The 12,551-nt window shown below is 60.4% G+C and carries 11 protein-coding genes and 3 pseudogenes; 3 read left to right on the forward strand and 11 right to left on the reverse strand.

Annotation, left to right across the window (positions count from 1 at the left end):
* Positions 1-19 precede the first annotated feature (19 nt).
* From A3A9_RS0137400 to A3A9_RS0137415, 4 genes are all read right to left on the reverse strand, one after another.
* Positions 20-703: a lytic transglycosylase domain-containing protein gene (locus tag A3A9_RS0137400; RefSeq protein WP_027033383.1), complete on the reverse strand. Its 684-nt coding sequence runs from the start codon at positions 701-703 to the stop codon at positions 20-22.
* On the reverse strand, positions 691-1,239 hold the full coding sequence (locus A3A9_RS0137405; protein ID WP_027033382.1) for a S26 family signal peptidase: 549 nt from the start codon (positions 1,237-1,239) through the stop codon (positions 691-693). The genes A3A9_RS0137400 and A3A9_RS0137405 overlap by 13 nt, the downstream gene beginning before the upstream one ends.
* Positions 1,236-1,505 carry a helix-turn-helix transcriptional regulator gene (locus tag A3A9_RS0137410; protein WP_006328932.1) on the reverse strand — a complete coding sequence of 90 codons (270 nt, stop codon included), beginning with the start codon at positions 1,503-1,505 and terminating at the stop codon, positions 1,236-1,238. Before A3A9_RS0137410 ends, A3A9_RS0137405 begins: the two co-directional genes overlap by 4 nt.
* A gap of 162 nt (positions 1,506-1,667) precedes the next feature.
* Positions 1,668-1,991, reverse strand: a complete 324-nt coding sequence (locus A3A9_RS0137415) for a DUF736 domain-containing protein (protein WP_027033381.1) — start codon at positions 1,989-1,991, stop codon at positions 1,668-1,670.
* A 1,683-nt stretch (positions 1,992-3,674) separates the two neighbouring features.
* Here A3A9_RS0137415 and A3A9_RS43690 point away from each other — a divergent pair.
* Together A3A9_RS43690 and A3A9_RS0137440 are read left to right on the forward strand one after the other, a co-directional pair.
* Positions 3,675-4,065 (forward strand): annotated as a pseudogene (locus tag A3A9_RS43690) (RNA polymerase factor sigma-54); the annotation flags it as partial.
* A 56-nt stretch (positions 4,066-4,121) separates the two neighbouring features.
* Positions 4,122-5,348 (forward strand): MFS transporter, encoded by a 1,227-nt coding sequence (locus A3A9_RS0137440; RefSeq protein WP_027033379.1) that lies wholly within the window; start codon positions 4,122-4,124, stop codon positions 5,346-5,348.
* A gap of 521 nt (positions 5,349-5,869) precedes the next feature.
* On the opposite strand, the pseudogene A3A9_RS43695 reads toward A3A9_RS0137440, so the two are convergent.
* The 4 genes and pseudogenes from A3A9_RS43695 to A3A9_RS43700 form a co-directional block, all read right to left on the reverse strand.
* Positions 5,870-5,976, reverse strand: a pseudogene (locus tag A3A9_RS43695) (nitrogen fixation protein NifQ); the annotation flags it as partial.
* 120 nt (positions 5,977-6,096) lie between these two features.
* A complete protein-coding gene (locus A3A9_RS0137455) occupies positions 6,097-7,002 on the reverse strand; it encodes a LysR family transcriptional regulator (RefSeq protein ID WP_027033377.1) in 906 nt (301 codons plus the stop codon).
* Between the two features lie 207 nt (positions 7,003-7,209).
* Positions 7,210-8,331 (reverse strand): nodulation factor fucose acetyltransferase NolL, encoded by a 1,122-nt coding sequence (gene nolL / locus A3A9_RS0137460; RefSeq protein ID WP_027033376.1) that lies wholly within the window; start codon positions 8,329-8,331, stop codon positions 7,210-7,212.
* Positions 8,324-8,971, reverse strand: a pseudogene (locus A3A9_RS43700) (hypothetical protein). Before A3A9_RS43700 ends, nolL begins: the two are co-directional and overlap by 8 nt.
* Before the next feature lie 76 nt (positions 8,972-9,047).
* On the opposite strand from A3A9_RS43700, the gene A3A9_RS0137470 reads away from it, so the two are divergent.
* On the forward strand, positions 9,048-9,992 hold the full coding sequence (locus A3A9_RS0137470) for a LysR family transcriptional regulator (RefSeq protein WP_027033374.1): 945 nt from the start codon (positions 9,048-9,050) through the stop codon (positions 9,990-9,992).
* Between the two features lie 14 nt (positions 9,993-10,006).
* On the opposite strand, the gene A3A9_RS0137475 is transcribed toward A3A9_RS0137470, so the two are convergent.
* The 3 genes from A3A9_RS0137475 to A3A9_RS0137485 all read right to left on the reverse strand — a co-directional run bounded on the left by A3A9_RS0137475 (position 10,007) and on the right by A3A9_RS0137485 (position 12,416).
* Positions 10,007-10,852 (reverse strand): TIM barrel protein, encoded by an 846-nt coding sequence (locus tag A3A9_RS0137475; RefSeq protein WP_032925919.1) that lies wholly within the window; start codon positions 10,850-10,852, stop codon positions 10,007-10,009.
* Between the two features lie 262 nt (positions 10,853-11,114).
* Complete coding sequence (locus tag A3A9_RS0137480; RefSeq protein WP_027033372.1) at positions 11,115-11,765, reverse strand: LysE family translocator; 651 nt, start codon at positions 11,763-11,765, stop codon at positions 11,115-11,117.
* 27 nt (positions 11,766-11,792) lie between these two features.
* Entirely contained in the window at positions 11,793-12,416 is a 624-nt protein-coding gene (locus A3A9_RS0137485) for an FMN-binding negative transcriptional regulator (RefSeq protein WP_027033371.1), read from the reverse strand.
* Positions 12,417-12,551: the final 135 nt, after the last annotated feature.

Below are 12,551 nucleotides of genomic sequence, written 5' to 3' on the forward strand. Positions count from 1 at the left end.
CCGGATGCCCTCAACATCGCTAGCCATTGTGCTTCTTTGGCCGCGCGAGATCCCTGCCGAGCGGCACGAAAAGGCCGCCATTCGTTTCACCGGCGCGAACACCGTCGCGAAGGAAGAACAAAGAGCGTCCGGAGGGAGCGTTCCGCCCCTTTGAAGTTGTGGATTGGCCTTTGAATTCGTTCATGTCGGCCGCCGAAATCCCCGTCGCCTCAAGCTGTTTCAGATAGGCAACGGTCTCTTTCGGCAGCGGCCTTCGAAGCTTCAAATGGCCTTCATAGCGCTCGGGTCCAGCGTTGTAGGCGGCAAACAGGCCGGGGAATCCGAAACGCTTATACATGGCGCTGAGATAGGCGGTTCCGGCCAAGATGTTGTCGCGCGGATCGTGCGGGTCGGCTCCCAGACCGTGCTCGACGCGCATCTCCTGATAGGTGCCGGGCATCACCTGCATAAGACCCATGGCGCCGGCGCGGGAGGTGATGGGACGGCCATCGAGGACGGTCTTGCCGCGGCTTTCGGCATCGATGACGGCGCAAATCCAGGCCTGGGGAATGTGGAAGCGTGCGCTTGCTTCCGATACGAAGTGCTGCCATCGTTGCAGCTGCGGACTTTGGGAGATGACGGCTGGCTCAGCGCCGGTCGAGGCGGAACAGGCGCATGGCGCGACGGCGATCATGCCGAGCATCAGGAGGGTCACTCGGTCCATAGCGGCACCAGCCTCCCGATGATGTTTTCGGCCGGCACCGGCCCGAAATAGCGACTGTCGAAGGAGTGATTTTTTTCGTTGCCGAGCAGGAAAACCTCGTCATGGGCGAGCGCTCGGCAGCCGTTCCACCAGGGCAGCGGACGGCCTTGCGTGTCGATTTTGAGCCGACGGGCGACGATCTCGCCGCCTATGATGATGGCATTACTAAAGGCGCAGACATGCTCGTCCGGCAGCGCGGCGAGACGCTTCACCAGCGGTGTATTGCGAGGCAGATAACCGCGTTGGTCGGCGAGATAGGCAACGAAGCCAGGCGGGCGGGCGAGCACAAGATCGCCGCGCGCAGGCGTGCCAGACCCAACGCGATAGAGACCGACCGGCGCGCTAGCCGAGGCGTTCCAGACCAGCAAGGGAGACGGCTTTGGGAGCGCCGTGAAGCCTGTCAGGCTCAGGCCAATCGCGGCGATGGCGATTGCCTTGCGCGCCCGAACGCGCCGCAAACGGCTGCCGATCAGATGGATGGAAGGCCGCTGGCTCATGAGCGGGCTCCCTCGTCGGCTGAGCCGGACCCGCCCTTGTCATCGTCGGAGCCGGGTTCTGGCGGGCGGCCTTTCGACCAGTCGTCGAGTTCGTCGATGTGGTAGCGGACATAGCGGCCATGCTTGCGGTATTTCGGGCCGCCGCCGGTCAGCCGCATCTTTTCCAGGGTGCGCTGGGACAGGCCGATATAGAAGGCAGCCTGCGCGGTGTTCAGAAACGGACTGCCCTTCTTGGCGCGGGCCGCGCGGTCGTTTTCGTCGTCCATGATGGTCCTCGTTTCGCTTCGGACAAGCAACCGCGAGGATCGGCGAACGAGGTCGTCGTGGGGACGGGCGAAGAGTCGGGTGGGAGTTTTCGCCGCCCCTTCGGGCGAGCGTCGGCGGGAACCCCCGCGCCGAGTTGCGGCGCGAGGGCTTGAGCCGGCCGGTCAGTCGGCCGGGTTCCAGATGACGGCGTAGGTGTCTTGATCGTCTTGGCCGGCGGCGCGGCCGAGATTGGCGTAGAGCTTGCGCGGACCGAACTCCGGTGCGGCGATGGACAAGCTCACATAGTCGTTGCCGGAAGTCTCCCCGGTTCGGACCCAGCCGGCGCCGACCTCCACGCCCTGCGTCAGCACCCGGAAGTCGGGATGGTTGTCGGCGGACTTGCTCCGATTGGGCACGATGTCGATGTCGGCGCGGACGCTGAGTGTCCTGAGCTGGCCTTTGTAGCTGCCGTTTTCCTGCTTGTTGACGTAACCGATCGCGGTCATTTTCCTGTCTCCTTTTGCTGTCGCCGGGGACCATTCCCCTGCGATGGCGGACCGTGATGGGCGCGTCCGGACCACCCGAACCCGGCAGGGCCGCAGCGGCAGCGAAGGACCCGAGCGGGCAGCTTTTTTGAAGCGAAGCGGGCGCGAGGAAGCCGCGTCATGCGGCGGGGAAAAAAGCTGGTGGCGAGGGTTTCGGGCGGGCTGGAACCGCCCATAGGTCAATGAGCCAGCCGCAGGGGAATAGTCCTCAAGACGTGTGGGGACAGGTCGCGTGATCGGGTGAGCACAACAAGCGATCGGAACGCGTGCGGCGGGTTCCGCGCGCTCAACACCGTGCCGGATCGATAAATGTGCCCGTGCACCGGAGCCCCAGCAGGCATCTCGGCGTGGTAATCGAGCACTGACAAAGGCGAGCTTTGGCGGCCGGATGTTGTTGCCGGAAGCGGGGTCCAAGGGGCGGAACGTGCAGCCAACGCGCCCCGGAGAGGCGCCAACCCGCGGCTATCGACGAGCCGCCTCGGCATGGCGGACTCATTCGAGGGTAACAGCGACCGGGCCTTGGCCCATTGATCGGCGGTCGGAAGCCGCCGCGTTTCGTGTGTTTTCGGTTGGGAACTTGGTCGAATCCGCGCCAGCAGGTTCCATTGGAGCGAAACCGATCGTCTCGGCGTGATCGAGGAATTCGACCACATTGATACCGATGGCCTTCGCGAGGTCCGCCTGGCTGAGACCAGACGCTTTTCTTTTATCGACGCGGACATACCCGGGTGATCGGCCAGCCGCCATCCGCCAAGGTTAGGTCGTTCCTAGCGGCGCGGCGGGCACGGCTGAGCCCGCGTCCGAAGTCGACGAGGAAAGGGTATTGCTCCCCCGATTTCCGAAGAAGGCCACTGGTCGCAATTGCCCCTGTGGGCCGTGGCGATCTTTTGGTCGCGCTTGCGACATTCTTGTCAGCCTTCGCGACACAACAATGTTTTCGGATAGGCGCGCACGAGGGAGCAAATCAAGGAATCTCAATCATGCAAACGCCGTGACGCCCAGCCGGACTCGATCCTCACGGCGTGGAGACCGGCGCGCCGTGCTGAAGAGCTCGAAGGTGTCAAAGGCCTTCCTCGACAGGGGGAGCAGCAACAGCGCGATCGTAGGCGCGACGGCCGCGTCTTCGCAGATCGCAGCCCGCGCACGCAATTACACGCAAGAGACAAAGCCTTACGCGGTCGATGCCGGCGTGCGGCAATGCATCGGCTCGGCCCGTCCGGAACGGTTTTCGCCTTCCCTTGCCGGTGCGGAAGTTCTGACTACTCCGACAGTACAGCACCTTTGCTCGGTCCGGGTGACCACGCGATTGTGCGGCGCGCTCGGTCTCGGTCAAGGCACGGCGCCCCTGCTCAAGCCGACAGGGCTTCGGCAAAAGATAGTCCGATTCGGTGCCCCCAAGTGAAATGGCATAGCGCTTGCTGTTATCCGTTAGAGCCCACCAAAGCACGTAGAAAGCTATGAACAGAACCATGGCAAAAACGCGAAGTTCCATACAAGCGCCCAAGGAGACCGTGCACGTTTGCGCCGAACGTCCCCTCCAGACGTCCCTCCTCCGGTATCTGATTTGCTATGGCTGGTTCGAGACTGACGGAGCCGTGGCGCTCGCCCAATTGTCGCTTACCCGCCTCCGCCAGGAGGATGCCTTTTTTGGAACACGGCATCGACCAAGTGCGGCCTCCCGGGCCCAGGACTGTCGTCGACGCGATCAAAGTGCATCAGGCGACGGTAAGCCGGGTGACGTCGAACACATACATGCAGACCCCGCGCGAAGTGTTCGAACTGAAGTATTTTTTCACCGTCGCGAGCGCGTCCTCCCAAGGTGGCGACGCGCGGTCCCCCCCGAAGCTGTCCGCCATCGGATCAAGGCGACAATCGCCGACGAATCGCAAGATGACGTGCTTTCCGACGACGACATCGTCGTCCGGCCCAAGGAAAGGGCCATCGATTTGCGCGCCGCACCGTCACAAAATATCGCGAAGCGATGAACATCCCCTCGTCCGTGCAATGCCGCAGGGAATGGCGCTTCTGGCGTTAATCCGGGTCAACGCAGCAACCCGAGTTTGCAGCACATCCAAACTGGAGACCCTGTTGATGACCGAATCCGCTACGGGCTTCATGGACGGAGTTCTGCATGACCCAAAACAGCCAGATCAACGGTCTGGTCCCGCATGGGGTGCAGTCATTTCGCTTGCCTTAGGCACCTTTGGGCTTGTGACGGCAGAGTTTCTGCCTGCCAGCGTGCTGACGCCGCTCGCGCATGATCTCTCTATCACCGAGGGTGCAGTTGGACAGGCGCTGACAACGACCGCCATCGTGGGGGCGATCTCGGCGCCCACGATGGCCGTCATCACAAGGCCCCTGGACCGCAGGATCGTCATATGGGCGATGACGCTGCTGCTGATCCTGTCGAACGTTCTATCGGCCGTCGCGGGGTCGCTGCCGGTTCTCCTGGCCGCCCGCGTCGTGCTCGGCATAGCACTCGGAGGGTTCTGGTCGATTTCGGCAGCGCTGGCGATGCGGCTCGTTCCAAGTCACCTCCTGCGGCGCGCCATGTCGATCATCCTCACCGGCGTTACCTGCGCTACCGTTTGCGCGGCTCCAATCGGCGCCTATGTCGGCGATATCTGGGGATGGCGAACCGCCTTCATGATCGCTGCGGTCGTCGGCGCCGTTACGCTGGTAGCGCAACTCATAACCATTCCGAGGCTGCCTCCGATTGGAGTGGCCAGCTTCCGCAGTCTGCTGGATGTGGCCAAGAATCCGATGATCAAAGTCGCGATGTTGGTCGTCCTGCTGGTCGCTTCCGGGCACTTCGCCGGCTTCACCTATATCCGCGCCTTCCTTGAGAAGTTTCCCGCGCTTGATATCGAGACGATCTCGCTGGTGTTGCTCGTCTTTGGCATCGGCGGCTTCTTCGGCAATTTGGCCGGCGGATTCCTGGCCGAGCACAGCCTCAAGGCAGCCGCGGCCCTGCCGCCCCTGCTCATAGCGATGGCCACTGTCTCGCTGCTGACGCTGGGAGCATCGGCTTGGGCCACGGCGATTGCGGTTACAGTATGGGGCTTTGCCTTCGGCGCGGTGCCGGTGGGACTGCAGACATGGATGGTGCTGCACGCCGCTCCCGAGCAGGCCGAAAGCGCCGGTGGGCTGATGGCCGCAACGTTCCAGGTAGCCATCGCAGCGGGCGCGATTTTCGGCGGACTACTGATGGACAATGCCGGCGTCGCCAGTTCCCTTGCCTACAGCGCCGTTGCCTCGTTCCTCGGCGCCCTGACAGTGTTCTTGCTCGGCCCGAAGCGCGAACCTCAGACCACCTGACAGAGAGGCCATCAGTGCAGCGCGGGAAAGATGCAATCATCAGCCGCGCGGTGCGATCCTACGCACGATTTTTGGCGGTTGCAGGCCTCGTCTCCGGGTGATCGGACGCTGTTGTCCGGTCGATTTCGACCGGCGGGGGCGTTTCGAATGATGGTGCCGACGAGAGAACCTAAGAGTGCGGGACCGAACCGGACCGCCTCGTCCGTCGACCGCTCTGGCATGGCGACGCGGTCTATGCGGCTCTGTCTTGCGGCGAGCATCGGGCGGATCGCGCGCCTGATCTCTTACATGAAGCTCGGGGCCGAACATGCCCCGCGGCTTCTGATTCGGCCCGAAATAGAGGATCGTTCGGCGATATCGTAGTTGTATTCACCAACTGTGATCCAGCCGCGATTGAACGTCGACAGCCCCGCGCGGCGGATTTCCAGCGGCGGAACCTCATGCGCCGCCTGCCCTTGGTAAGGCGGCTTACCGGAATTCGGCAGGACGACGAGACGAGTTATCTCACGCTCAGTATCCCCGCAATTCGGTGCGGCGCATGGCGAAAACCTTCAGCCTCGCATAGCTTGCGGTAAAAGTACTTCTTCCACTTCATGTTTTTGGTGTTGCCGGCTGCCAGCATGGGGAAACACGTGGCACGCCGTCATGCAAAATCATCGAATGTGCGTCAGACCCAATTTTGCACGCCGGTTCGCACCCGTATGAGGCGCTGAGTAAATCGAGACTGAGACCAGGAGTGCCCGCGACTTCACATGCGGGATGCCTCCTGCAACATTATCTGCCGCATCCAGATGCTTGCCGGATCACTGTTGTGGAGGGTGGGCCATTGGACGGCCTCGGTGAACGTGGGAAGTGGCCGCGGAAGTTCGATGATCCGCAAGGGGAAGGTTTTTTTGAAATGCTGAACCAGCCGGAAGGGCATGGTCGCTATCCGAGCTGTGCCTGAGACCATCGGCGGGATCATGCTAAAGGCCTGTACGACGATCTCAACACGTCTCTTGAGACCATGCTCAAGCAAAAACTGTTCCTCGATGGATGGCATCTGGGCACCGCCGACCCTGAACGCAATGTGTTTCATCGACACGTATCTCTCGAATGTAAGCTGACGTGGCAACTGCTTGTTCGTGGGGCAGCCCACGCACACGAATGTCTCGTCGAACAGCGCCGCTCTTGGATGGGCGCTCGACATGAAAAATTCCGGAAGAATCACAAAATCGACGTCACCGCGCCGGAGAAGCTCATCGGGGTCGTTGTCGAGCGGCCGCAATTCGAAGCTGACGGCGGGTGCTTCGCGTGCAACCCGCTCCACGACCTTTTCAAAAAACACGAGTGTGGCGAAATCGGAAAGAATGATCCTGAAGCGGCGATTGGATTGAGCCGGATTAAACGGATCCCAAGAAATAATCGAGCATTGGATGTGCAAGAGTGCGCCACGAACTGCGGGGGCGAGTGTTTCCGCACGCGGGGTTAGAACACGTTCGCGGCCGCTCATCGTAAACAGTTCATCGTTGAAATAGTTGCGCAGCCGGGCGACGGCCGCGCTCATGGCCGGCTGACTAAGGTTGATGCTGCTTGCCGCGGCCGTGAGGTTGCGCGCGGTTAGCAGTGCGTCGAGCACGACGAGAAGGTTCAGATCAAGGCCTTTGAAACGCATGCCTCATCTGTCCGTAACGTGGTTGTTTGTCATCGTGACCATTATGGGCGCTCGTTTACGGTCCCACTCAGAGGTGTTGTGTCCCGACCTGCCGCCCGCGCGCGTGGAGGCGCGGCCGATGAGCGAATGGCCGACCGGTACAACAGTCGATCGGATAGGTCCGGAGCTATGAAACATGTCGATTACAGATGCGAATTTTTCACGTGGCTAATTGATTACAGATTGAGATTTGAGCAGACTTGGGCGTGGCGGCGCTCCGACAACGATCCGCGACACATATCCGAGGTTGCGCGCAATACTGCGAATTGCCATCGCTATGACGACAATCGCCACTCCAAGCACAGTTGCGAAGGCGATTCTGGTCGCGAGATTCCAGACTTCTCCAAACTGTATCAAATCCATGAGACGAAACACGGCACCCTGGACCAGGTAAAGCAGCAGCGTGCTCTGACCAAGCTGCACCGCGACAAAGCGAGCTACTCTAGTCGAATAGACAAGTCTCCAGCATTGGAACATAGACTGCATTGCTACCGCAGAAGCCGCCAAAGATCCAGAGAACATCAGAAAAACTTGTTTAGCTGACTGTTCATCATGAATTAAAACGAGATTGTTGTAGGCATAAGTCTCCTTGCCCCACCCGAGGAAGCATATGAAAGCCGCTATCGAAAATAAGACAACAAAAATCGATTTGTAACGCCAGATGACGCCATTCTGCCATCCGATCGGCTGGGCAAACAGGAACCCTAAACAATAAAATGGGTAAGTGTATTTTAACAACGGGGTTATTGATAACGTGATGGGTGCGAATGCGACCGCAATTGCAGATGCGCTTATGATCCACATCGATAGACGGTTGAACGTTGTAAGAACTCTAATCAGAACGAACGAAATAAATGCGGCCCATATGAACCAGTAAGTTCCAATAACTTCCGTCGACAAATCTAACAGAGTATCAGTCAAACTCTTCGTTGGAAAAATAACGGCGGACTTTAACGTCCAAATCAACGTACACCAAAATAGCATTGGCAGTAGTAGCTGCATTGCCCGCTCACCGACACCCTGGGTGAACGATTTTCGCAAAATTGCCCCAGAAGAAAGGTATCCGCTTATCGCCATAAATAGAGGCATATGAAACATGTAGATCGACTTGAAATACGGCGACAGCCAGAAAGCGTCGGTGCCCTGGTAGATTAAATACTGTAACAAGTGCCCAATTATCACCAAAGTAATGAGTATGCCTTTGGCGAAATCAAAGCTTAGGTCTCGGTTGTTTGTCCCTGCTGGGCACGAGCCGTGTCCCTTCGCTCCGGCTCTTATGTGATCAAGCATCAGACTCCAGCCTATCTGTTGCAGTTGCTACTTGCCGTTTCTGGGCACGGCGAGCGCGGTGCAAAGGATCGAAAATCACGCGGATCGCGGCGTGGTATGGAGGGCCGATTGGCTGCAACCGAGCGGACAAAATCCCAGTGCCTGATCGCAAACCTCGAGCGCATTGGCGGTCGCGATCATGTGTGGCGATGCGAACGCCCGGCACTATGGTCGTCTGGCCGTCTCTGCAGAACCTCTCAAGATGGTTTCGCAGCGGGTGCCGAACCATGCCAAAAGCGAATGGAATGCCACGCTGCTGCAGCACCGGACGCATGACGCGGATAGAATGGCTCATTCCGAGTCTCTCAAGATCGGGGTGCATCCTGTACGATCCGAGTTTGCCTACCAAGAAATCAACCTCGCCAACCGTGAAGAAATGGCGCAGCAGGTCCTAGTGAGCTGCTACGCCGTGCACATCAGAGCCGATTGCGCGAACCTTCGGCCCTGCACCGGCCCAGCTACTACCGCCTGAAAGCCCCTGTCGCCCATGGGCCTTTTGGAAGAAGGCGGAGAGTTCGACATGACCGGCTACTTGCAAGTCATTTCCCAGCACACGCTGCAGAAGCAGTGGCGTGGTCGGGCGCATGCCAAGTGCGGTCATCTATGCAGCGCCCTGGAAGTTTGGTAAAATCGATTGTTTAGATCGCGAGCATCCACGCTATGGATAAGTGAAAGCCATGCGCTTCAAAGGCCTTGATCTGAATCTTCTCGTCGTGCTCGACGCACTGCTGACCGAGCGGACCCTCACGGCGGCGGCAAGCAGCATCAACCTTAGTCAGCCGGCCATGAGCGCGGCCGTCGCCCGGCTGCGCGACTATTTCAACGATGAACTGTTTACGACGAGCGGCCGCGAACGTGTTCTAACCCCGCGTGCGGAAACACTCGCCCCCGCAGTTCGCAGCGCACTCTTGCAAATCCAGTGCTCGATTATCTCTTGGGATCCGTTTAATCCGGCTCAATCCGATCGCCGTTTCAGGATCATTCTTTCCGATTTCGCCACACTCGTGTTTTTTGAAAAGGTCGTGGAGCGGGTTGCAAGCGAAGCACCCGCCGTCAGCTTCGAATTGTTGCCTATCGACGACGACCCCGATGAGCTTCTCCGGCGCGGTGACGTCGATTTTCTGATTTTTCCAGAATTGTTCATGTCAAGTGCCCATCCAAGAGCGGCGCTGTTCGACGACACGCTCGTGTGCGTGGGCTGCTCCACGAACAAGCAGCTACCACGGCAGCTTACATTCGAGAGATACATGTCGATGAGGCACGTTGCGGTCAAGTTCGGGCGGACGCTGAAGCCCTCCATCGAGGAACAGTTTTTTCTTGAGCATGGTCTCAAGAGACGTGTCGAGATCGTTGTGCAGGCCTTTAGCATGATCCCGCCGATGGTCTCAGGCACAGCTCGTATAGCGACCATGCCCTTCCGGCTGGTTCAGCATTTCAAAAAAACCTTCCCCCTGCGGATCATCCACCTTCCGCTGCCGCTTCCCGCATTCACCGAGGCCGTTCAATGGCCCGCCCTTCACAACAGTGATCCGGCAAGCATCTGGCTGCGAGAGATATTGCTACAGGAGGCGTCTCGAATGACTTCTCCGGGGGACGCCAAAAGGCGCCCTAAGCAGCCCTAATTTACTCCCGCGTCTCACGCCGGCACTCGCGTCAATAGCCCGTGTCGGAAGAGAGCGATGCTCGCGGCAATTGCGCCTGCGAGGTCGTCCAGCGGGTGGGCTGCGTCGACAAACGGTGCGAATGAGAAGGGCCCCCCATAGCCGCCATCAAGCAGCGCCCGGATCTGGCTGCCATTGTCGGAACCGACTAGGACGCGATCCGGGTAAATCCAGTGGATCGGATCGTTCACGCTTGAAATGTGGACGAGACCGGTCAGCTCGGAGGAGAAGAACGCCTCCCCGGCAAGCGTGTGGTGGAACGTGTCGTGCACGAGGCGGAAGACGGATTGGCCATCAATGGCGGCAATGGCCTTAGCCGCTTCGTTCTTCGATCGAAGCGAGCAGGTCCGGAAGCCCAGCGGCTCGATGAGACCGATCAGACCGCGCGACTGGAGGATCGGCTTGAGCGCCTTCAAGGCGACGCGGAGATCGCCCCGGCGCTCGACATTGGCGGGCCAGGAGCCGCCGTTGACCGGCACCAGCATGAGCGCCGTGGCTCCGCAGGCCGCTGCATAATCGGCGAGCTTGCTCGCCTCGGCCCTGCGGGCGGGCGTCCACTCATTGAAGCGCTGGAGGGCATTGACGGAAATAATCCCAACGCCTGTGTCGGCGGCCGCAGACCGGACGTCCGCCGCCGGCTCGCCGCGTGCCATAGCATTGCTGCCCGGTTGGCCGCGGATCTGGACATCGGTTAGGCCCTGGTCGCGGGCAAAAGCGAAAAGTGCCCTGACGTCAAGTCCGGGCGTCGCCATATAATCGAGTGCAAAGCGGGGCGATGCTTGGCGCATGGCTTGGCTTTCCTTCCATGAAACGGGCGTCATTCTCGGCTGACTGGCTTCTACCGTGCGTTGATTAGCGAGGGCCGATATGATGGGCATGAGCGAGGCGAGGCAGTCGTACTCACGTTTCTCTCACGCTATGTTTTTCTCTCATTTATGAGCCGACGTTCACCCAAACGGCGGTGCCGCGCCTCCTGAGACATGGCTTGAATAGGTGCAATGACCGAACTGGCTCGCAGCCATCCAACTGCTTTCGCAAGGTACCCGCCAACCCTGAAAGATGCCCAATCGATCAGATTCAAAGTCAGGCAGCAGGGTGTTTCGCCAGAGCGAGGCCGACGCCCAGCGCGATCATCGCGCCGCCTGACGCCTCCCTCAGGCGGCGGATCAACCCGGGACGCGCTGCCGCGCCGTCTTGAATGCCGCTGGCCACGACGGCAACCACGATGTCGGCGAGCGTGTTGAGCGCAATGGACACGGAGCCAAGCACCGCGAATTGCAGAGCTACGAGCCCTGCGCTCGGATTCACGAACTGCGGAATGAAGGCGAGGAAGAAGACTGCCGTCTTCGGGTTGAGCGCCTCGACCAGTACCCCTTCACGAAACGCCCGCCGGGGTCCGACTGGACCCACTGCGGCGCCGTCATCGCCGCCAGTCGCTCCCTTGAGGCGGGCGGCTTGAAAGGTGCGAAAGCCGAGCCAGACGAGGTAGACCGCGCCGAACAGCTTTAATGCGGAGAACAGTTCCGAGCTCTCGAGCACGATCGCGGAAACACCTAAGCTTGCGGCGAGGACGTGGATCATGCCCCCCAACCCCGTGCCGAAGCTGGAAGCGATACCTTCCCGACGACCACCGGCGAGCGTGCGCGCGGCAACGTAGAAGATGCCCGGACCGGGGGTGATGGCGAGCACGGAGGCCGCGGCGAGGTACAGGGCGAGTGGGGTCAGTTCTGGCATGATGGTCGATTCCGACGAAGTTCATGATTATTTTGGGATGAGAGCGGCGACGTCGCGGTCAGATGCCCGCTCGCTCGCCGCAAGGCCCGCCGCCACGCCAGCGCGGTCGGCCGCGTTCCGGTTCTGGCTCATTTTGCGCTTGCCCTCCAACCTCGTGATTGGCATGCGCAGGCCGACGATTCCGCGGAGTTGCGCCTGTACAAAATCCGGCGGCGCGTCCGACACGGCCCAAGGCGAGGCGCGCTCGCCCTCGTGGTGGTCGGTCAGCCGATTCACGACGTCCAGCAGTCTTCCCGCATCCTCGAAGAACTCGACCGGGCCATAGGCGTGGACGGCGACGTAATTCCAGGTCGGGACGACCTTCCCGGTTTCCCGCTTGGTCGCATACCATGCCGGCGTCACGTAAGCGTCCGGCCCCATGAAGATGGCCAAGCCGTCGCCCAGCGGCGGAACACGGCACTGGGGATTGGCCTTCGCCAGGTGCCCGTAGATCACGCCGTGCTCGCCCTCGTTCTCGTTAAGGAAGAGGGGCAGTGGCGTTGCGAGCGGCCCTTCCGCCGTGACGGTAACGAAGTTCGCCAGCAGCGCCGCGCGAATGGTCGCGCGCAGGCATTCCTTGTCGTCGTCGCGGAAAGCGGGAGGGATGTACATCGCGAAACTCCTTGCGTTACCAAGTCAGGTATCGGCAAGCTGGCCTGCTGGAAACAGCCAGTCAGAAGCTATTGAGGTAGTCCAGTTGATGAAAGATGGCATCGCGCGCCGGATCAGAGCACCGGAATCCCCGGT

It is taken from the genome of Mesorhizobium loti CJ3sym (assembly GCF_000472785.1).
GTDB lineage: Bacteria > Pseudomonadota > Alphaproteobacteria > Rhizobiales > Rhizobiaceae > Mesorhizobium > Mesorhizobium loti_E.